The sequence below is a fragment of the Phenylobacterium sp. genome (assembly GCF_041691455.1).
Lineage (GTDB): Bacteria > Pseudomonadota > Alphaproteobacteria > Caulobacterales > Caulobacteraceae > Phenylobacterium.
Genome location: NZ_JBEPUO010000013.1, coordinates 17,664 through 37,811, shown reverse-complemented (window position 1 = coordinate 37,811; position 20,148 = coordinate 17,664). Strand labels below are relative to the sequence as shown.

15 protein-coding genes are annotated in these 20,148 nt (G+C 71.2%); 13 read left to right on the top strand and 2 right to left on the bottom strand.

Features of this window, described 5'->3' with window-relative positions:
* Positions 1–3,105 carry an efflux RND transporter permease subunit gene (locus tag ACESMY_RS15250; RefSeq protein ID WP_372785463.1) on the top strand — a complete coding sequence of 1,035 codons (3,105 nt, stop codon included), beginning with the start codon at positions 1–3 and terminating at the stop codon, positions 3,103–3,105.
* Here the strand turns inward: ACESMY_RS15250 and ACESMY_RS15245 are convergent.
* The gene (locus tag ACESMY_RS15245) at positions 3,080–3,724 is read right to left on the bottom strand and encodes an arylesterase (RefSeq protein ID WP_372785462.1); all 645 of its coding nucleotides are present in this window, start codon (positions 3,722–3,724) and stop codon (positions 3,080–3,082) included. The two genes, ACESMY_RS15250 and ACESMY_RS15245, sit on opposite strands and share 26 nt — an antisense overlap.
* A gap of 55 nt (positions 3,725–3,779) precedes the next feature.
* On the opposite strand from ACESMY_RS15245, the gene ACESMY_RS15240 reads away from it, so the two are divergent.
* Genes ACESMY_RS15240 through ACESMY_RS15225 form a run of 4 tightly spaced genes read left to right on the top strand, consistent with a single transcriptional unit; the run spans position 3,780 to position 8,715 of the window.
* The gene (locus tag ACESMY_RS15240; RefSeq protein ID WP_372785461.1) at positions 3,780–4,466 is read left to right on the top strand and encodes an ABC transporter ATP-binding protein; all 687 of its coding nucleotides are present in this window, start codon (positions 3,780–3,782) and stop codon (positions 4,464–4,466) included.
* Entirely contained in the window at positions 4,463–6,979 is a 2,517-nt protein-coding gene (locus ACESMY_RS15235; protein ID WP_372785460.1) for an ABC transporter permease, read from the top strand. The genes ACESMY_RS15240 and ACESMY_RS15235 overlap by 4 nt, the downstream gene beginning before the upstream one ends.
* Positions 6,980–7,010: 31 nt before the next feature.
* Positions 7,011–8,339, top strand: coding sequence for an amidohydrolase (locus ACESMY_RS15230; protein WP_372785459.1), 1,329 nt, complete (start codon positions 7,011–7,013; stop codon positions 8,337–8,339).
* A gap of 1 nt (position 8,340) precedes the next feature.
* Positions 8,341–8,715: an MmcQ/YjbR family DNA-binding protein gene (locus ACESMY_RS15225; protein ID WP_372785458.1), complete on the top strand. Its 375-nt coding sequence runs from the start codon at positions 8,341–8,343 to the stop codon at positions 8,713–8,715.
* Here ACESMY_RS15225 and ACESMY_RS15220 read toward each other — a convergent pair.
* Complete coding sequence (locus ACESMY_RS15220; RefSeq protein WP_372785457.1) at positions 8,712–9,986, bottom strand: amidase; 1,275 nt, start codon at positions 9,984–9,986, stop codon at positions 8,712–8,714. The two genes, ACESMY_RS15225 and ACESMY_RS15220, sit on opposite strands and share 4 nt — an antisense overlap.
* 89 nt (positions 9,987–10,075) lie before the next feature.
* Between ACESMY_RS15220 and ppc the strand changes: the two genes are divergently transcribed.
* From ppc to ACESMY_RS15180, 8 genes are read left to right on the top strand one after another with little or no spacing between them, the layout of a single operon-like run.
* Entirely contained in the window at positions 10,076–12,784 is a 2,709-nt protein-coding gene (ppc, locus tag ACESMY_RS15215; protein WP_372785456.1) for a phosphoenolpyruvate carboxylase, read from the top strand.
* 24 nt (positions 12,785–12,808) lie between these two features.
* Positions 12,809–13,945 (top strand): NAD-dependent epimerase/dehydratase family protein, encoded by a 1,137-nt coding sequence (locus ACESMY_RS15210; RefSeq protein WP_372785455.1) that lies wholly within the window; start codon positions 12,809–12,811, stop codon positions 13,943–13,945.
* A gap of 8 nt (positions 13,946–13,953) precedes the next feature.
* On the top strand, positions 13,954–14,850 hold the full coding sequence (locus ACESMY_RS15205) for an aminoglycoside phosphotransferase family protein (protein ID WP_372785454.1): 897 nt from the start codon (positions 13,954–13,956) through the stop codon (positions 14,848–14,850).
* Between the two features lie 9 nt (positions 14,851–14,859).
* Complete coding sequence (locus ACESMY_RS15200; protein WP_372785453.1) at positions 14,860–16,263, top strand: AMP-binding protein; 1,404 nt, start codon at positions 14,860–14,862, stop codon at positions 16,261–16,263.
* 28 nt (positions 16,264–16,291) lie between these two features.
* Positions 16,292–17,062 (top strand): SDR family NAD(P)-dependent oxidoreductase, encoded by a 771-nt coding sequence (locus tag ACESMY_RS15195; RefSeq protein ID WP_372785452.1) that lies wholly within the window; start codon positions 16,292–16,294, stop codon positions 17,060–17,062.
* 30 nt (positions 17,063–17,092) lie between these two features.
* Positions 17,093–18,277, top strand: coding sequence for a CaiB/BaiF CoA transferase family protein (locus ACESMY_RS15190; protein ID WP_372785451.1), 1,185 nt, complete (start codon positions 17,093–17,095; stop codon positions 18,275–18,277).
* A complete protein-coding gene (locus tag ACESMY_RS15185; RefSeq protein ID WP_372785450.1) occupies positions 18,274–19,035 on the top strand; it encodes an enoyl-CoA hydratase/isomerase family protein in 762 nt (253 codons plus the stop codon). The genes ACESMY_RS15190 and ACESMY_RS15185 overlap by 4 nt, the downstream gene beginning before the upstream one ends.
* Before the next feature lie 11 nt (positions 19,036–19,046).
* On the top strand, positions 19,047–20,147 hold the full coding sequence (locus ACESMY_RS15180; protein ID WP_372785449.1) for an aminotransferase class I/II-fold pyridoxal phosphate-dependent enzyme: 1,101 nt from the start codon (positions 19,047–19,049) through the stop codon (positions 20,145–20,147).
* Position 20,148: the final 1 nt, after the last annotated feature.

Sequence of the window (20,148 nt, the reverse complement as noted above, 5' to 3'; positions counted from 1 at the left end):
ATGCTCTCGCGGATCGTCGGATGGACGCTCGACCGGCCGCGGCTGATGATCGCCGCGGCGATCCTGCTGCTGGTCTACGGCGGCATCGTGCTGACCCGCGCCAAGCTTGACGTCTTCCCGGACTTCGTGCCGGCCCAGGTGGAGGTGCAGACCGACGCGCCCGGCCTGACCGCCGAGCAGGTGGAGCAGCTGGTCACCCGCCCGGTGGAGCAGGCGATCAACGGCTCGGCGGGCGTGGCGTCGCTGCGCTCCGAATCCATCGCGGGCCTGTCGATCGTGACGGTGAACTTCACGCAGGGCTCCGACCCGTTCCGTGACCGGCAGGTGGTGTCGGAGGCCCTGAACGAGGTCGACAAGATGCCCGATGGGGTCGGCGCGCCTAAGGTGACGCCCCTGACCTCGTCCACGATGGACCTCCTGAAGATCGGCTTCACAAGCGATCGGCTGACGCCGATGCAGTTGCGCGACCTCGTCGACTGGACCGTACGTCCGCGCATCCTGGCGGCGGACGGCGTGGCGCGGGCCACGGTCTACGGCGGCCAGGTCCGGCGGATCGAGGTCCGCGTACGGCCCGACGCGCTCGCCGCGCGCGACCTCAGCCTCTCTGACGTGCTCGCCGCCGCCAAGTCCGCTGTCGGGGTTTCCGGCGGCGGTTACATCGACACGCCGCAGCAGCGCATCCTGATCGAGGCGCACGGCGAGGTGCAGAACGCCGCCGACATCGCCGCCGCGCCGCTGCCGGCGGTGGCGGGCGCCGCGCCCGCCCGCATCGGCGACGTGGCGGAAGTGGTCGACGGCCCGGCGCAGCTCAATGGCGACGCCCTGATCATGGGCCGGCCGGGCGTGCTGCTCTCGATCTCCAGCCAGTACGGCGCCAATACCCTGACGGCGACCCACGCGGTCGAGGCGGCCATGGCCGAGATGGCGCCGGCGCTGAAGGCTCAGGGGGTGACCGTCAACGCGGGTCTCCACCGGCCGGCCAACTTCATCTCCTCGGCCCTGCGCGGGATCGGCGACGACCTGGCGATCGGGGCGGTGCTGATCGCGGTGGTGCTGTTCCTGTTCATGCGCGACATGCGCACGGTGGCGATCGCCTTCGTCTCGATCCCGCTGGCGCTGTTGACCGCGGTGATCGTGCTCGACCGGATGGGCTCGACCCTGAACACCATGACCCTGGGCGGGCTTGCCGTGGCGTTGGGGGTCGTCGTCGACGACGCGGTGATCGGCACGGAGAACATTGTCCGGCGCCTGCGCACCCGCGCCGAAGGCTCCTCGCCGGCCGCCGTGATCCTGGCTGCGTCCATCGAGGTGCGCGCGCCGGTGATCTACGCGACCATCATGCTGGCCCTGGTGCTGCTGCCGGTCCTGTTGCTGTCCGGGCTGCAGGGGGCGTTCTTCTCGCCGCTGGCGGCCTCCTTCATCATCGCCACCCTGGCCTCGCTGGCGGTGGCCGTGGTGATCACCCCGCCGTTGGCCCTGCTCCTGCTGCAGAACGCCAGGCTGCGCGGCGAGCCGGTTTTCCTGCGCCACACCAAGACCTGGCACCACAAGATCCTGCTGCGGGCGATCGACGCGCCGCGCTGGGCGTTAGGCGTCAGCGCCGTGGCGCTGGCGGCCACCGTCGCGGGCTTTCTGCTGTTCAATTCAGAACTGCTGCCGAGCTTCCGCGAGGGCCACTTCGTGCTGGGGGTCTCAGGTCCGCCCGGCACCTCGCTCGGCGTCATGCGCGACTACGGCCAAAGGATCAGCCGCGAGCTCTTGGCCATCGACGGCATCGGCAGCATTGAGCAGCAGATCGGCCGCGCCGAGGGCGGCGAGGACACCTGGGGCACCGAGAAGAGTGAGTTCCACGTGGAGCTGAAACCCGGGCTCTCCGGCCGCAAGCAGGACGAGATCCAGGACCGCATCCACAAGGTCCTGGAGGGCTATCCGGGACTCAAGACCGAGGTCGTTACCTTCCTGGGCGACCGCATCGGCGAATCCTTCTCCGGCGAGACGGCTTCGCTGGCTGTCGGGATCTACGGGGCGGACCTCGACACCCTCGATCATGTCGGCCAGCAGGTCGCGGCGGTCCTGAAGACCGTGCCCGGCGCGTTGGACGTGCAGGTGCAGACGCCGCCTTCGACGCCGGTGGTGCGTGTCGACCTCGATCTTGCGGCGCTAGGGCGCTTTGGCATCGCGCCGGCCGAGGCCCTGAGTGCGGTGGGCGCAGCCTATCAAGGCGCGACGGCGACGGAGATCTTCAAGGAAAACCGCACCATCGACGTGGCTGTGACCACGACGCCCGACCTGCGGCGCGACCCGGAGACGGTGGGCGATCTGCTGGTGCGCTCCTCGGCGGGCGCGGCGGTGCCGCTGCGCTCCATCGCCAAGGTCTATCTGTCGGAAGGCCGCACCTCGGTAAGCCATGAGGGCGGGCGGCCGCGCCAGGTGGTGACGGCCAATCCCGCGCCAAGCGCCGCGGCCAAGGTCGCCAAGGCGGCGGAGACCGCTATCGCCGCCAAGGTGAAGCTGCCGGCAGGCGTCTATCTGGACTATAGCGGCACGGCCCAGGGCGCCGCCGAGGCGCGCAAGGAACTGTTGTTCAATCTGACCCTCGCGGTAGGCGGGGTTGTCGCGCTCCTGCTGCTGGCGTTCCGCAGCGGGCGGGCGACCATGCTGATCCTCGGCGCCACGCCCTTCGCCCTGGTCGGCGGGGTGATCGCTGTCGGCCTGACCGGCGGCAGCCTTTCGCTGGGGTCGCTGGTCGGGTTCGTGACCCTGTTCGGCGTCGCGGCCCGCAACTCGATCCTGCTGGTCGCCCATATCGAGCAGCTGATCGCCGAAGAGGGCCACGACTGGTCGATCAACACCGTGCTGGTCGCCACTCGCGAGCGGGTGACCCCGATCCTGATGACCGCGCTGGTGACCGGCCTCGGCGTCCTGCCGCTGGCGCTCTCCACCGGCCAGGCCGGGCGCGAGATCCAGGGGCCGATGGCGATCGTCATCCTGGGCGGGTTGATCACCTCGACCATCGCCAGCCTCGTGCTGCTGCCCTCGCTCGCCTGGCGCTATGGACGCCGGCCCGCTGAGAGGGCGCCTAGCCTCGCGTCTTCAGCGCCTTAGCCACGACCGGCGCCAGCCGGCCCACGATCACCTTCACGCCCTGGGCGTTGGGGTGGATGGCGTCGCCCTGGTTCAGCGCCTTGATGCGGGAGACGCCCGCCAGGAGGTCGGGGTAGAGGGTGACGCCGTGCGCCTTGGCGAGCGACGGGAACACCGCGTCGAAGTCCCGGGCGTAGCCGGCGCCGATCTCCGGCGGGGCGTGCAGTCCGGCCAGCACGACACCCATGTGGCGCGCCTTCAGCCGCGTCAGTATGTGATCGAGGTTGGCCCGCGTGGTCTTCGGGTCGACGCCTTGCAGGAGGTCGTTGCCCCCGAGCGCCACGACCACCACGGCGGTGTCGGGCCGGATGCTGAAATCGACGCGGGCGGCTCCGTCCTGGGTGGTGTCGCCGGAGACGCCCGCGCCGCGCACCATGTTGGGGACGCCCAGCTTCTCGAGCGCGAAATGCAGCTGCACCGGCAGCGACGCCTGCTGCGGCAGGCCGTAGCCGGCGGTGATCGAGTCCCCGAGGATGGTCACCACCTGGCCGCGCGCCGCCAGCGCCCGGACCGGCAGGGCGGCGAGCCCTGTAGCGATCAGGGTTCGGCGGGAGAGGAAGAGGGGTCGTGTATCGGCCATGCGCGTGTCCTATTTAGAAGATCGTGTTCGTTGCTCAACGCCTGAAGGACCGTCATTGACCGAAACTGGCTCCGATCCGCTCACCCTGGAGAACGTCTCGCTGACCCTGCCGTCGGCGGCGGGCCCGGTGGAAATCCTTCGCGGCCTCGATGTGCGCGTTGGAAAGGGCGAGCGTGTGGCGCTGGTGGGCCCGTCCGGATCGGGCAAGTCCTCGCTGATCGCTGTGGCCGCGGGGCTTGAGCGGCCGACCGGTGGGCGGGTGCTGCTGTTCGGCCAGGACCTGGCCGGCGTCGATGAGGACGGGCGTGCGCGCCTGCGCCGGGGCCGGGTGTCGCTGGTCTTCCAGAGCTTCCACCTGCTGCCCAACATGACCGCCGAGGAGAACGTCGCCGCGCCGCTGGAGATCGCCCGGACGCCCGGCGCCACCGAGACCGCCAAGGCCTGGCTCGACCGGGTGGGACTCTCCGCCCGCGGGCGGCACTATCCGCACCAGCTTTCCGGCGGCGAGCAGCAGCGGGTGGCCTTGGCCCGCGCGCTCGCCTGCCGGCCGGCCCTGCTGTTCGCCGACGAACCCACCGGCAATCTCGACGCGGCCAACGCCGGCCATGTCGCCGACCTGATGTTCGACCTGGTCGCCGAGACCGGCGCGGCCCTGGTTCTGGTCACCCACGACGAGACCCTGGCTGCGCGCGCCGACCGCGCAGTGCGGCTGCGCGACGGGCGGGTGGCTGAAAACGCATGATGCCGCTCTCCCTGCGCTTCGCCGGACGCGAGCTGCGCGGCGGCGTGCGCGGCTTCCGGATCTTCCTGGCCTGCCTGGCGCTCGGCGTGGCCGCCATCGCCGCGGCCGGCTCCACGGCCGAAGCCTTCCGGCGCGGCCTCGCCAGCCAGGCCAGCGAGATCCTCGGCGGCGACCTGGCGCTCTCGGTGCGCCAGCGGGTGTTCAACCCGGCCGAGCGCGCCGCCCTGGAGGCGGAGGGGCGGGTGTCCTACTCCGTCGCCTCCATGGCCATGGCCGAGGCGCCGTCCGGCGAGCGGCGGCTGATCGAGCTGCGCGGCGTCAGCGACAGCTATCCCCTGGCCGGCAAGGTGACGTTGCAGGGCGGCGGAGCGCTGCAGACGGCCATTGCGCCGAACGGCGGCGTCGCCGGGGCCGTGGTCGAACAACCGCTGCTCGATCGTCTGCACCTGAAGGTTGGCGACCAGTTCCTGGCCGGCAACCTGCCGCTGGTGGTGCGCGGCGTGCTGATGGAGGAGCCGGATCGCCTGTCGAGGGGCTTCGCGCTCGGGCCCCGGGTGATCGCCAATATCGGGGCGGTGGAAAAGGGCGGCTTTCTCGCGCCCGGCCTGCCGTTCGGCGAGACCGCGCGGGTGGCGTTGCGGCCCGGCGCGCCGCTGCAGGCCGCCAAGACGCAACTGCACACGGCGCTGGGCGGCATCGTTCGGATCCGCGACCGCGAGGACGCCGCCCCCGGCATCCACCGGCTGATCGACCAGTTGGAATACTTCCTGGGCTTCATCGGCCTGGCCTCGCTGGTGGCCGGCGGGCTCGGGGTGTTCGGGGCGGTCAGCGCCTATCTCGAGGCCCGCAAGCCGGTGATCGCCACCCTCAAGGCCCTGGGCGCCGAGGGTCAGCTGGTGCGCGACATCTACCTCATCCAGATCGGCTTCCTGGCGGCGCTGGGGGTGGTCATCGGCCTGGCGGTCGGCGCCGCTGCGCCCCTGCTGCTGGGCGCCCTGGTCAAGAACAACCTGCCGGTGCCGGCGCTGTTCGCGGTCTACCCCGGGCCGCTGCTGAAGGCCGCGGGTTTCGGCCTCCTGTCGGCGGCGGCTTTCTCGCTTGCGCCGTTGGGCCGGGCGCGGTCCACGCCGCCGGCCAGCCTGTTCCGCAGCGACCTTTCCGGGACGCTCACCCTCGGCCCGGAGATCGTGGGCGCGATCCTGGCGGCGGCGGGCCTCGCGGCCATGGCGGTGGCCACGGCCCCCACCAAGCTCGCCGCGCTGATCATGATCGCCGGTGTCGCGGCCTCCTTCGGCCTGCTGTGGCTGCTGGGCTGGGGCGCGGCCTGGGTGGCGGGCAAGGCGCGAGCCGGCGCGCGGGGACCCTTGCGCATCGGCCTCGCCAACCTCGCTGGGCCGCACTCCGCCGCGCGGACCGCCTCGCCGGCCATCGGGCTCGGCGTCGCGCTGCTGGGCGCGGTGGTGCTGATCCAGTCGGCGCTGTTGAACCAGGTGGCCGAGGTGGCGCCCAGGACCGCGCCGGCCCTGGTCTTCACCGACATCCCGGGCGACCGGGCCGCCGAGTTCGACGCGGCGGTGGGCCGCGCCTTCGGCCAGCCCCTGACCCAGAAGAACTATCTGCGCGAGCCCTTCGTGACCGGCCGGATCACCAAGGTGCGCGGCCAGCCGGTCGCAGCCGAGCAGATCGCGCGTCAGGACCGCTGGGCCTACGACAGTGACATCTCCATGTCGGCGATCGGGCCGAAACCGGAGGACCCCGGCATCCTGGAGGGTCGCTGGTGGCCGGCCAACTACGCCGGGCCCCCGCTGATCGCCATGGACGTCGACGTCGCCAAGGGCAAGGCGGTGAAGGTCGGCGACGCGGTGACGCTCTCGGTGCTCGGCCGCGACATCGACACCCGCGTGGCGGTGCTGCGCAAGGTCGACTTCGGCGGCTTCGGCGCGAGCTTCCCGCTGGTGGTGACGCCCTCGGCCGTCGAGGGCGCCAACCTGCGCCAGGTGGCCATCGCCAAGGCGTCCAAGGCCCAGGAGGCGGCGGTGATCCACGAGCTCGGCCGCGCCTTTCCGACGGTGAACGTGATCTCGGTGCGAGAGCAGCTGGAGGCCGCCACCAGCCTCTTCGACCGCCTGGCGCTCGCCGTGCGCGGGGCCGCCGGCGTCGCGGCGCTGGCGGGCCTCTTGGTGCTGGCCGGGGCCATCGCGGCGCGGGCCCGGGCGCGGACCCGAGAGGCGGCGACGCTGAAGGTGCTGGGCGCCTCCCGCGCACAGATCCTCGCGGCCTATGTGCTGGAGTACGGCGCGGTCGGCGTCATCGCCGGGACGGCGGGCGTGGCGCTCGGCTACGCGGCGGCCTGGCCGGTGGTGGTGAAGGTCTTCCACGCCAAGTGGAGCATGGACTGGGCGGGCGTCGCGGCCCTGCTGGCGGCCGCGGCCCTGGTGGCTGGGGTCGGCGGCCTGCTGGCGGCCTTCCAGGCGCTCTCGAAACGCCCGGCGCCGGCGCTCAGGGCGGAGTAGACGCGAGCCACGTTTCTGGCATCTCTGTCGGATGACCCTTCCGCCTGCCGACCTTTCCCGCCGCGCCCTGATGGGCGTCGCCGCCGCTGCGACGCTTGCGCCGGCCGCTTCGGCGGCCGCGACCGCGAGTGACGCCTACGTCCTGCGCAACGTCCGCCTGGAGACCGGCTATGACCACGACGCCGACGGGGTCAGCGGCACGAAGACGGCGCTGTTCGACGTCCGGATCGCCGGTGGCCGGATCGCCGCCGTGACGCCGGCGGGCGGTCCGAAGCCCGCGGGCCGCGCCTATGACGCCGGGGGCCTGCTGATGCTGCCGGCCTTCCGCGACATGCACATCCACCTCGACAAGACCTTCTACGGCGATCCTTGGCGTCCGCCGCGGCTGAAGAAGAACGGCATCCCCGGCCAGATCGCCATCGAGCAGCGGCTCCTGCCCGGCATGCTGCCCGGTGTGGAGGCTCATGCCGACCGGCTGGTGAACCTGCTGCAGTCGAAGGGCGCGACCTTCGCCCGCAGCCAATGCAACGTCGATCCGGTGGTGGGCATCCAGAACCTCGTGCGGCTGAAGCGGGCGCTGGACCGCCGCGATCCCACCTTCGGCCACGAGATCGTCGCCTTCCCGCAGCATGGCCTGGTCAGCGTCCACCTGGAGCAGACCATGCGCGAGGCCATGGCGGCCGGCGCGACCCACGTGGGCGGCATCGACCCCACAGCGGTGGACGGCGGGCTGGAGCGTTCGGTCGACACGGTCCTGCAGATCGCGCTCGACGCCAAGGCGCCCATCGACATGCACCTGCATGAGCCCGCCGAGACCGGGATCGCCGCCATCAAGCGGATCGCCGCGCGCGTCGAGCAGGAGCCGAGCCTGAAGGGCCGGGTGACCTTCAGCCATTGCTTCTGCCTGATGTCGCTGGACGACGCCGAGGCCGCGGACATGGCCTCGCTGATGGCGCACGCCGGCATGTCGGTGGCCTCCACCGTGCCCATGGGCCGCAAGGTCATGCCGATCCCGATCCTGCTGGCCAAGGGCGTCCCGGTCTATATGGGCACCGACACGGTGGTCGACTTCTGGGGCGTGTTCGGCCAGTGCGACGTGCTGCTGAAGGCCTGGATCGCTTGCCAGATGTACGGCTGGTCCGACGAATTCGGCCTGTCCCAGGCCTTGCGGCTGGCGACCGGCGGCCCAGTCCCGCTCAGCCCGACCGGCGAGCAACTCTGGCCCAGGCCGGGCGATCCGGCCGACGTGGTGCTGGTCCGCACGTCGTGCGCCGCCGAGACGGTGGCCCGCATGCCGCCGCGCGAAACCGTCCTGCACCGCGGTGTCCTGGCCGCGGGGGCATTTCCGAGGGCCGCCTAGCATGATCGATCCGGCTGAGATCCGCCGCCTGGCGCTGGCGCTTCCGAGCGTCGTCGACGCCTCCCAGGGCGGGCGGCTGGTGTTCGAGGTGGCGGGCGGCAAGGGTTTCGCCTGGACCTATCTGCTGCGGGTCGATCCGAAGAAGCCCCGCGTGGCCGATCCGGCGGTGCTCGCCGTCCGCTGCCAGATCGAACGCAAGGAGATGCTGATCGAGGCCGCGCGCGACCGGTTCTTCGACGACGACCACTACCGGTCCTACGCCGCCGTGCTGATCCGGCTGGCCGCCATCGAGGCGGACGAACTGGCCGAGGTGCTGCGGGCCGGCTGGCGCCTGTCCGCGCCCAAGCCGCTCCTGAAGGCGCACCCGGAGCTCTAGCTCTCGAACCCGCTGAGATCAGGCGCGCGGCCATTCCAGCCTGATACGCCCTCGAACGCCGCCCCCAAGGCCACGACCATCGCCTCGTCGCGCGGCCGGCCGAGGATCTGCAGGCCCGCCGGCATCCCCTCCTTGGTCAGACCGCACGGCACGCTGATCCCCGGCAGGTCGAGGTAGTTGGCGGCCCGGGTGAGGCGGCTGAGCGGCGAGGTGGTCTCGTCGATCTCATCCATAGGCGGCGCCGGAATCGGGCAGGTCGGGGTGACGAGGCCGTCGTAGCCGGCGAGCCAGGCGTGGAACTGGGTCTGGTCGTCGGCCCGCTGGACGTGGGCCTGGGCCAGGCGCTCGTCGGAGATGTCGCGGCCGACCTCGAAGCGCCGCACGATCCATGGGTCCATGACCTTGCCGTGCGTCTCGATCCGCTCGCGCCAGATCCGCCAACCCTCGCCGGCCATCAGGAGGCCGTTGGGGGCGAAGCTCTCGTCCAGCGCCTTGGGCGGGCGGACCATCTGCACGGTCACGCCGGTCTTGCGCAGACGGTCCAGCGCGGCGAGGTAGAGGCGACCCACCTCGGCGTCGACCTCGCCGAGGTGCTCCAGGGGAATGGCGGCGAGGCGCCGGCCGGCCACGTCCATGGCCAGCGCCGCCTCGGCGTCGAAGGCCTCGCGCACGGCCGCCGCGCCGTCGGGGCCGGAGATCACGCCCAGCATGCGCGCCGCCGTCGCCACGTCCTTGGCGAGCGCGCCGACCGTGTCGAGCGCCGGGGCGAGGGGATGCACGCCCTTGAGGCTGACGAGGCCGCGACCGGGTTTCAGGCCCACCACGCCACAGACCGCCGCAGGGATGCGCACCGAGCCGCCGGTGTCGCTGCCGAGCGCCGCCTCGACCAAACCCGCGGCCACGGCCACCGCCGAGCCCGAGGAGGAGCCGCCCGGCGCGCGGTGGACCTTGGCGTCCCAGGGATTCCACGGCGCGCCGACCGCGCGGTTGGTGCCCCAGCCGCCGTAGGCCAGCTCCACCGTGTGGGTCTTGCCGGCCGCGCGCCAGCCGGCGTCGAGCAGCTTCTGGACGACCGCCGCGTGGGCCGGTGGATCCTCCGCCAGTGGAACCCTGGCGCCGCCGCCGGTCGGGACGCCCTTGACGTCGAACAGGTCCTTGGCCGCGAAGACCGGGCCGTCGCCGTCGCCCAGCGCCGGATCGAAGACGCGCACGAAGGCCTTCAGGCGGCCGTCATAGCGGCGGATCCGGGCAAGCGCGTCGTCGGGGGACATGGAGCTTCCTATGGGCGGCGCGACTATCGCTGTTCCGGGGGCAGGAAACCAGATGACGCGCGCGCCTCGCTGTGGCTTTTCCTCAAGGCATGGCGACCTCGCTTCCCGACCGGCTCCGCGCCACCATCCGCTTCCTCGGCCGGGTGTTGGGCGACGTGATCCGCGCCGAGGACGGCGAGGCTGTGTTCAGCCAGATCGAGGAGATCCGGCAGGCCTCGGTGGCCTTCCATCGCGAGGGTACGCCTAAGGCCGCGAAGCTGATGGCCGGGCGGCTGGAAGGCCTCAGCCTGCCCGACACGGTGCGGTTCGCCCATTCCTTCGCCTGCTTCCTGCAGATCACCAACATCGCCGAGGACCAGATCCAGCGCGGCCGCGGCCGGGGCGGGGACAGCCGGCCGGACACGCTGGCCGGCGCGCTCCGCACACTGAAGGCCGAAGGCGTCGGCCAGGATGCGGTGATCGAGCTCCTGCGCGGCGCCCTCATCGCCCCAGTGATCACCGCCCACCCGAGCGAAGTGCGCCGCAAGAGCGTGCTCGATCGGGTCGGCGCCATCGCCGACGACCTCGATGCCTTCGACCACGCCCGCACCGAGGCCGAGCGGGCGAGCATCGAGCGAGAGCTGATGCGGCAGGTCTCGATCTTCTGGCGTACGCGCCTGCTGCGCTCGGTGAAGCTCGGCGTCGGCGACGAGATCGAGAACGCCGTCTCCTATTTCGAGCGCAGCTTCCTGCCCGAGTTGCCCCGCCTCTACGCCCACTGGCTGGAGGTGCTGGGCGAACCGAAGGACCTGAACAGCTTCCTGCGGGTCGGGTCCTGGGTCGGCGGCGATCGGGACGGCAATCCCTTCGTCACCGCCGAGGTGCTGCGCCAGGCCATGGCGCGTCAGTCGCAGGCCGCGCTCCGGACTTATCTCGAGGACATCCACGCCCTCGGCGCGGAGCTTTCCATGTCAGCGCGGCTGGCGGCGGTGACGCCGGAGCTCCAGGCGCTCGCCGACGCGGCCCACGACGCCTCGCCGCACCGGGCCGACGAGCCCTATCGCCAGGCCCTGACGGGCGTCTACGCTCGCCTGGCCGCGTCCTACCAGCGCCTGACCGGCGAAGCGGCGCCGCGCCCGCCCGCCGCGGTGGCCGAACCCTACGACAGCCCCGATGCACTGAAAGCGGACCTGGAGACGGTGCTGGCGAGCCTGATCGCCAAGCACGGCCAGACCTTCGCCCACGGCCCGTTGCCGGACCTGATCCGGGCGGTGGACACCTTCGGCTTCCACCTGGCGCGTCTCGACCTGCGCCAGAATTCCTCCGTGCACGCCCGCACCGTGGCCGAGCTGATGAAAGTGGCGGGCGTCTGCGCGGACTACGAGGCGCTGGACGAGGCGCAACGTTGCGACCTGCTGATCGCCGAGCTCGGCCACGGCCGGCTGCTCCACTCGCCTTTCGCCGACTACAGCGAGGAGACGGTGCGCGAATACGGCGTGCTGAGCGCCGCGGCCGAGGTGAAGCGGCTCTACGGCAAGGACTCCATCCGCGCCTATATCGTGTCGAACACCCAGTCGGTCTCCGACCTGCTGGAGGTCTATCTGCTGCTGAAGGAGGTGGGGCTGTTCGCGCCGGGCGATCCGCCCCAGAAGCGCCCAAGCACCCAGGTCTTCGCCGAACCGCTGTTCGAGACCATCGGCGACCTGCGCGCGGCGCCCGAGACCCTGAAGGCCTATCTCGCCCTGCCGCTGATCCGGAAACTTGTCGAGCCGATCGGCCTGCAGGAGGTGATGATCGGCTATTCGGATAGCAACAAGGACGGCAGCTACCTGACCTCGACCTGGGAGCTCTACCAGACCTCCCGGGCGCTCGGCCGCGTGGCCCGCGACGAGGGCCTGAGGCTACAGCTCTTCCACGGCCGGGGCGGGGCGGTGGGCCGCGGCGGCGGCTCCAGCTTCGAGGCGATCCTGGCCCAGCCGGGCGGCACGGTGAACGGCCGCATCCGCATCACCGAACAGGGCGAGGTGGTGGCCAACAAATACGCCGACCCGGAGCTGGCCCGGCAGAGCCTGGAGACGCTCACCGCCGGCGTCGTGCTGGCCTCGTTCCGCGGCGAGGCCGACTCCGTGGTCACCGAGCCGCACGCCCAGGCGATGGAGGCCCTGTCGCGGGGCTCGATGGCGGCCTATCGCGCCCTGGTCCACGAGACCCCGGGCTTCGTCGACTACTTCTATGGCGCCACCCCGATCACCGAGATCGCCGACCTGAATATCGGCAGCCGGCCGACCTCGCGGCAGGCGACCCCCAGCATCGGGGGCCTGCGGGCCATTCCGTGGGTGTTCTCCTGGTCGCAGTCGCGGACCATGCTGCCGGGCTGGTACGGCTTCGGCTCGGCGGTGCGCGACGCGGGCGTGCCGATCGAGGCGCTCGCAGAGCTGCACGAGACCTGGCCGTTCTTCTCCTCGGCGCTCGCCAACATGGAGATGGTGCTGGCCAAGGGCGACATGGCCATCGCCGGGCGCTACGCGGGCCTCGTCGAGGACAAGGCGCTCGCCGACCAGGTCTTCGGCCAGATCAAGGCCGAGTGGGAGCGCACCAACGAGGCGCTGCTGGCGATCACCGGCCAGTCGGCCCTGCTCGACAAGAACCCGGACCTCGCCGCCGCCATCCGCTCACGCCTGCCCTATATCGACCCGCTGAATCACCTGCAGATCGAGCTGATCCGACGCCGCCGCCGCGGCGACGCGGACGAGGCGGTGCAGGAAGGCATCCACCTGACCATCAACGGCGTAGCGGCAGGCTTGCGAAACACCGGTTGAGACCGGGACAGGGGAGGGAGCGGTATGACGACCCGACGCGACTATCTGAGCCTCTCGGCGGCCGCCGGCCTGGTGCTGGCCACGGCGCCCCGGGCCCGCGCGGCCGCGACGCCCAAGGCGAAGACGAAGCTGCGTATCCTGATCCTTGGCGGCACCGGCTTCATCGGTCCCCACGAGGTCCGCTATGCGCTCGCCCGCGGCCATGAGGTGACGATCTTCAACCGCGGCAAGCAGCCCCAGGAGTGGCCGGGCCACGTCGAGGAGCTGCTCGGCGACCGCAACACCGGCGACCTGAAATCCCTGCAGGGCCGCACGTGGGACGTCTGTATCGACAATCCGACGACCCTGCCGTTCTGGGTGTGCGACGCCGGCCAGGTGCTGAAGGGCAAGGTGAAGCAGTACATCTTCATCTCGACGATCTCGGCCTATGCCAAGAACGACAAACCGGCCGACGAGACGGCGGCTGTGGCGCCCTACAAGGGCGCGGACCCGATGGCCGAGACCGCCGAGACCCTGAAGGCACACCCGGAACTCTACGGACCGCTGAAGGCGGTGAGCGAGGCCGAGGCGCGGCGCCAGTTCGGCGAGGGCGCGGTGACCGTCATCCGGCCCGGGCTGATCACCGGGCCCGGCGACGAGACCGACCGCTTCACCTATTGGCCCGTGCGGCTGTCGCGCGGCGGCGAGATCCTGGCGCCCGGCGATGGCAATGACCCCGTGCAGTTCGTGGATTCGCGCGATCTCGCCGAATGGGTGATCCGCATGGCGGAGTCGCGGACGACAGGCGTCTTCAACGGCACGGGTCCGGCGCGTCCGATGACCATGCGCCAGATGCTGGCGGGCATAGCGCAGGGCGTCCACGTGGAGCCCAAGCTGACCTGGGTCTCGACGAAGTTCCTCGATGACCTGAAGGTTCAGGCCTGGACCGACCAGCCCGTTTGGGTGCCCGGCCAGGGCGAGACCGCCGGCTTCGCGCGCCGCGACATTTCCAAGGCCCTGCGCGCCGGCCTGACCTATCGCCCGCTGCCGGTGACCGCCGCCGACACCCTCGCCTGGTTCCTGCAGCAGCCCGCCGAGCGGCAGGCCAAGTTGCGGGCGGGCCTCGCTCCGCTGCGCGAGGCGGCGCTGCTCGAGGCCTGGAAGCCGGCGGCCAGGGCCTGAACACCGGGATGGAGATCGACGCCGCGCTCGCCGGGCGGCTGGTCGCCGCCCAGTTCCCGCAGTGGGCGGATCTGCCCATCCGGCCGGTCGCCGAGGGCGGTTGGGACAACCGGACCTTTCACCTGGGCGAGGACATGGCGGTGCGCCTGCCCAGCGCGGCCCGCTACGCCGCCCAGGTGGAGAAGGAGCAGCGCTGGCTGCCGAGCCTCGCGCCGCATCTGCCGCTGGCGATCCCCGAGCCGCTCGCCATGGGCGCGCCGGGTGAGGGCTACCGCTGGCCGTGGTCGGTCTATCGATGGATCGAGGGCCGGACGGCCACGGTCGAGCTTATCGACGATCTCCCGCGGTTCGCGACCGGGCTGGGCGAATTCCTGACGGCCCTGCAGCGGATCGACGCCACCGACGGCCCGCCCGCGGGCCCGCACAGCTTCTGGCGAGGCGGACCGCTGGGCGCCTACGACGCTGAAACCCACCAGGCGATCGCGGTGCTCGGCCAGCGTATCGACGCCGCCGCGGCGACCGAGGTCTGGGAGGCCGCGCTGTCGAGCGCCTGGAGCGCGCCGCCGGTGTGGGTGCACGGCGACATCGCGGCCGGGAACCTGCTCGTCACAGGCGGACGGCTCAGCGCGGTGATCGACTTCGGGTGTTCGGCGGTGGGCGATCCGGCCTGTGACCTGGCCATCGCCTGGACCTTTTTCGAAGGGGAGAGCCGGGCGGCCTTCCGCGCCGCGCTTCCGCTGGACGCAGGCGCCTGGGCGCGCGGCCGCGGCTGGACCCTGTGGAAGGCCCTGATCGTCCTGGCCGCCCTGCCGGGCGCGAACCCGCAGGGGGCCGATCAGTGCCGACGGATCATCGACGATCTGGTCGCCGACCACCGGCTGGCGTCCGCCGCCCGCGGCCCATAAGACTTCAGCATGGCGAACCTCTACGATCTGCTGGCGGGCGGCTTCCCGATAGACCGCGACAAGCCCGCCTTCTTGCTCGGCGACGGCTCGGCCGTGAGCTACGGCGAGCTCGAGTCCGGCGCCGCCCAGGTCGCCGGTCATCTGATCGCGCGCGGCGTCGAGCCTGGCGACCGGGTCGCGCTGCAGGCGGAGAAGTCGGTCGAAGGGGTGATGACCTATCTGGGCGTCCTGAAGGCCGGCGCGGTCTTCCTGCCGCTGAACGCCGCCTACACGCCCGCCGAGGTGGACTATTTCCTGGGCGACGCCGAGCCGCGCCTGTTCCTCACCGATCCGGCGGCGTTCGTGGCCGAGGCGCGGACCGCCGAGCCCCTGGCCGCCGCCGTCCCGCGCGCCGACGGCGACCTCGCCTCGCTGATCTACACCTCCGGCACGACGGGTCGCTCCAAGGGCGCGATGCTGAGCCATGGGAACCTCGCCGCCAACGCCGTCGCCCTGCATGAGATCTGGGGCTTCACCCCCGGCGACGTGCTGTTGCACGCCTTGCCGATCTTCCACGTTCACGGCCTCTTCGTGGCGCTGCACTGCGCCTTTCTTTCCGGCGCGCCGATGGTCTGGCTGCCGAAGTTCGATGACGCCCAGGTGCTGGCGGGGCTGGCCAGGTCCACCGTGATGATGGGGGTCCCGACCTTCTACACCCGCCTCCTGGCAAATCCGGGGTTCAGCGGCGAGATGGCGGCCCACATGCGGCTCTTCATCTCCGGCTCAGCGCCGCTGCTGGAATCCACCTTCGCCGAGTTCGAGCAGCGCACCGGAATGCGCATCCTGGAACGCTACGGCATGAGCGAGGCGGTGATCATCACCTCAAATCCGCTGACAGGCGAGCGCATCCCGGGCAGCGTCGGCTATCCCTTGCCGGGCGTGGAGCTGCGGATCGGCGGCGGCGAGGCGACCGGAGTCATCGAGATCCGCGGGCCCAGCGTCTTTTCGGCCTACTGGCGGATGCCGGAGAAGACCGCCGAGGAATTCACCGCCGACGGCTTCTTCATCACCGGCGACGTGGGCCGTCAGGATGCCGACGGCCGGGTCTGGATTTCAGGCCGGGCCAAGGACCTGATCATCTCCGGCGGCTACAACGTCTACCCCAAGGAGATCGAGCTGGTGCTCGACGAGATGGCCGGCGTCACCGAGAGCGCGGTGGTTGGCGTGCCGCATCCGGACTTCGGAGAGGGCGTGGTCGCCGTGGTCATCGGGGCCGGCGACGAGGCTGCGCTGATCGCGGCCTGCCGCGCGCAGCTCGCGCCCTATAAGTCGCCCAAGCGCATCGTCTTCGTCGACGACCTGCCGCGCAACGCCATGGGCAAGGTGCAGAAGAACCTGTTGCGCGAGCGGTTCGGCTCGCTGTTCATGGCCTGAAGCAAGATCATAAGACGAGGGGACGGCGATGGACCTGCAATTGAAGGGCAAGACGGCGGTGGTGACCGGCGGGACGCGCGGCATCGGCCGGGCCATCGCCGAGACCTTCGCCGACGAGGGCGCCAACGTCGCCGTCTGCGCCCGCAACGCCGCGCAGATCGCCGAGACGGTCAAGGCGCTGGAGGCCAAGGGCGTCAAGGCCTGGGGCGACGTCGTGGACATCGCCGACGGGCCGGCGCTGCAGGCCTTCGTCGCCAAGGCCGGCGAAACCCTGGGCGGCATCGACGTCCTGGTCTCCAACGCCAGCGCCCTGGCGCAGGGTAACGCCGAGGCCGACTGGCAGGCGATGTTCGACATCGACATGCTGGGCGCGGTGCGCACCTGGGAGGCCGCCAAGCCCTTCCTGACCGCGGCGGCCGCCAAGACCGGCGACGCGGCCTTCATCATCATCTCCTCGGTGTCGTCGGTGAACTCGGACAACCCGTCGGCCTATGGCGCGATGAAGGCGGCCCTGATCCACTTCGCCAAGGGCGTGGCGCGGCAGAACGCGGCCGGCAAGGTGCGCTGCAACGTGGTCTCGCCCGGCACGGTGTTCTTCGAGGGCGGGGTCTGGGGCAATGTGAAGGCCAATATGCCGGGCTTCTTCGACCAGATGATCAAGCGCAACCCGACCGGGCGCATGGCGACGCCGGAGGAGATCGCGGCGGCGGCGGTGTTCCTGGCCAGCCCGCGCTCGGCCTTCACCACCGGCGTCAACATGATCGTCGACGGCGCGATAACCCAACGCGTGAATTACTAGCCGTAAGGCGCGGAAAGCAGGAGGCAAACCATGTCCGCGCTCTCGGGCCTGAAGGTGCTGGACTGCACCCACGTCATCGCCGGCGCCTACTGTTCCATGGTGCTGGCCGACCTGGGCGCCGACGTGGTCAAGATCGAGCCGCCGGCCGGTGAGACCACGCGGGGCCATCCGGGCGCGGCCTTCCGCGCCTTCGACTTCGTCAACCGCAACAAACGCGCCATCGCGCTCGACCTCACCACCGAAGCCGGCGCGGCGGCCCTGCGCCGGCTGGCCGAGACGGCGGACGTCTTCGTGGAGAACTACCGGCCCGGGTCCCTTGACCGCATCGGGCTGGGCTATGGGCGGCTCTCCAAGCTCAATCCGCGGCTGATCTACTGTTCGGTGTCGGGCTTCGGGCTCGACGGACCCTACCGCGACCGCGGCGGCTTCGACCTGATTGCCCAGGCGATGAGCGGCATCATGAGCTTCACCGGCGAGGAGGGGAGCGAGGTCCCCTGCGCGGCCGGGGTTCCGCTGTCGGACCTCAATGCCGGGGTGTTCGGCGCCGTGGGCGTGCTGGCCGCCCTGCAGAGCCGCCACACGACCGGCCGGGGCCAGCATGTCGAGACCTCGCTGCTGGAATCGGCGCTCGCCTACACGATCTGGGAAAGCGGTCTCTTCCTGACCACCGGCGAGGTCGCCAAGCGCAAGGGCACGCGCCATCGGCTCGCCGCGCCCTACGAGGCGCTGAAGACCGCCGACGGGCACATGGTGGTGGGCGTCAACAACCAGCGGCTCTGGGTCCGCTTCTGCGAGGCGCTGGGCCGGCCGGGCCTCGCAGAGGAGGAGGGCTTCGACCGCCCCAACCGCCGGGTAAAGAACCGCGACGCCCTGCAGGCGCGGATCGAGGGGATTCTGGCCGGCGACACGACCGCCAACTGGATGGCCAGGCTGGAGGCCGTCGGCGTGCCGGCCGGGCCGCTCAACACCATCGCGCAGGCCTGGGACGATCCGCAGGTGAAGGCGAGGGGGCTCCTGGCCGAGGTGGCGGGCCGCCGGTTCGTGCGGACGCCTATCAAGTTGCACGGCACGCCGGTCGAACTGCGCACCGGCCCGGCCGAGGTCGGCGAACACACCCGCGAGGTGCTGTTCGAGGCCGGGTTCAGTCCCGACGAGATCGAGGCCCTGATCACCGAGGGCGCGGCGGCGGTCGAGCGCCAGGAGGTCGCCCAATGACAAACCCGAGCGGCGCCGTTCACGTCCAGCCGATCAGCAGCGCCGTCGTCCTGCTGGAAATCGACAACCCGCCGATGAACCCGCTGGGCGTCGAGATGCGCCAGACCTTCATGGCGGCGCTCGACCAGGTGGAGGCCGACGACGCGCTCCGCTGCCTGATCGTCACCGGCAAGGGCCGCGCCTTCTGCTCCGGCGACGACCTGAAGAACACGGGCCCCGGCGGTGAGGACCTGGCAGGGTTCGGGCGGCTGCTGGACCGGCTGGAGGCGACCCGCGTGCCGGTGGTCGCGGCGGTCAACGGCTGGTGCGTCGGCGGCGGCTTCGAGCTGGCGCTCTGCTGCGACATCCGGCTGGCCTCCACCGAGGCGAAGTTCGTCTGCGCCGGGGTCAATGTCGGGCTGATGGCCTCGACCTACCGCCTTCCGCGGCTGATCGGGGTGTCCCGCGCCAAGGCAATGCTGCTCACCGGCCTGCCGCACGACGCCGAGACGGCGGAGCGCTATGGCTTGGTCACCGGCCTGCATGCGCCCGACCATCTGCGCGAGGCCGCCATCGTGCTCGCCGAACGGATCGCCAGCCGCGCCCCGCTGTCGGTCGAGGCCACCAAGCGCACCGCCAACCGCGCGCCGGATCTGTCGCCGGAGGAGGCCAACGCCATGCAAGCGCCGGAGCTGCGGATCCTGCGCAAGTCCGCTGACCACAAGGCTGCGGTGGCCGCTTTCCGCGAACGCCGCGACCCGGTCTTCACCCGCAACTAGGAACCGATCCTTTGCGCTACGTCCGAATGCCGATCGAGGTGGAGTCGCCGGAGGAGTACGGCTACGCGCGCATCCGTTTCAACCTGTCGGAAAGCTCGGTCGCCGACCAGCGGCTCTCCGACCTCGGCCTGACCATTCCCGACATGCCGCTGCTCTATGGCGAGCACCGCGGCCGCGAACGGCTTCGCGAGCTGATCGCCGAGGAGGGGAGCGGGCTCACCGCCGCCGACGTGCTGGTCACCACGGGCGCCGCGGGCGCGCTCTTCATCATCGCGACCTCTCTGCTGGGGCCGGCCGACCACCTCGTCGTCATCCGGCCGAACTACGCCACCAACCTGGAGACGCCGCGGGCCATCGGCTGCGAGACCACCCACATCGACCTCAGCTTCGAGGACGGCTTCCGGATCGACATCGACCAGGTCGCCGCGGCCCTGAAGCCGGCCACCAGGATCATCAGCGTCACCTGTCCGCACAATCCGACCGGGGTGATGCTGAGCGAAGCCGAGTTGCGCGCGCTCGTCGACCTCGCGGCGCGCCACGGCTGCCGCCTCCTGGTCGACGAGACCTATCGGGACCTGTCGTACGAGGGCCGCCTGCCGCAGGCCGCCTCCCTGGGCAAGCATGTGATCAGCGTCTCGTCGCTCTCCAAGGCCTATGGCGTGCCGGGCATCCGGATCGGCTGGCTGATCACCCAGGACCCCGCGCTGCAGGAGGTATTCCTGGCGGCCAGCGAGCAGATCAGCATCTGCGGCAGCGTCATGGACGAATGGGTGGCCGAGCAGGTGATGGAAAACCGCGAGGCGATCCTCGCGCCACGCCTCGCCGAGATGCGCCGGCGCCTGGCGCTGGTCAGCGACTGGATGGCCGGCGAGGACCGGCTCGAATGGGTGCGGCCGAGCGGCGGCGTGGTCTGCTTCCCGCGCATGAAGGCCGAGCCGGCGGTCGGGACGGACGCCTTCTACCGCCGGCTGCTGGAAGACCACGGGGCCTATGTCGGGCCGGGCCACTGGTTCGAGATGCCGGACCGCTACTTCCGCGTCGGCTACGGCTGGCCGACCGCCGAGGATTTGAGCGCCGGGCTTGCCGCGATTTCCGCCGCCCTGCGCGGCTGAG

Excerpts from the sequence above, each read along its gene's own strand:
- ACESMY_RS15250 (WP_372785463.1), top strand. The coding sequence starts at position 1 with ATGCTCTCGCGGATCGTCGGATGGACGCTCGACCGGCCGCGGCTGATG.
- ACESMY_RS15245 (WP_372785462.1), bottom strand. The coding sequence starts at position 3,724 with ATGGCCGATACACGACCCCTCTTCCTCTCCCGCCGAACCCTGATCGCT.
- ACESMY_RS15235 (WP_372785460.1), top strand. The coding sequence starts at position 4,463 with ATGATGCCGCTCTCCCTGCGCTTCGCCGGACGCGAGCTGCGCGGCGGC.
- ACESMY_RS15230 (WP_372785459.1), top strand. The coding sequence starts at position 7,011 with ATGACCCTTCCGCCTGCCGACCTTTCCCGCCGCGCCCTGATGGGCGTC.
- ACESMY_RS15225 (WP_372785458.1), top strand. The coding sequence starts at position 8,341 with ATGATCGATCCGGCTGAGATCCGCCGCCTGGCGCTGGCGCTTCCGAGC.
- ACESMY_RS15220 (WP_372785457.1), bottom strand. The coding sequence starts at position 9,986 with ATGTCCCCCGACGACGCGCTTGCCCGGATCCGCCGCTATGACGGCCGC.
- ppc (WP_372785456.1), top strand. The coding sequence starts at position 10,076 with ATGGCGACCTCGCTTCCCGACCGGCTCCGCGCCACCATCCGCTTCCTC.
- ACESMY_RS15210 (WP_372785455.1), top strand. The coding sequence starts at position 12,809 with ATGACGACCCGACGCGACTATCTGAGCCTCTCGGCGGCCGCCGGCCTG.
- ACESMY_RS15205 (WP_372785454.1), top strand. The coding sequence starts at position 13,954 with ATGGAGATCGACGCCGCGCTCGCCGGGCGGCTGGTCGCCGCCCAGTTC.
- ACESMY_RS15200 (WP_372785453.1), top strand. The coding sequence starts at position 14,860 with ATGGCGAACCTCTACGATCTGCTGGCGGGCGGCTTCCCGATAGACCGC.
- ACESMY_RS15195 (WP_372785452.1), top strand. The coding sequence starts at position 16,292 with ATGGACCTGCAATTGAAGGGCAAGACGGCGGTGGTGACCGGCGGGACG.
- ACESMY_RS15190 (WP_372785451.1), top strand. The coding sequence starts at position 17,093 with ATGTCCGCGCTCTCGGGCCTGAAGGTGCTGGACTGCACCCACGTCATC.
- ACESMY_RS15185 (WP_372785450.1), top strand. The coding sequence starts at position 18,274 with ATGACAAACCCGAGCGGCGCCGTTCACGTCCAGCCGATCAGCAGCGCC.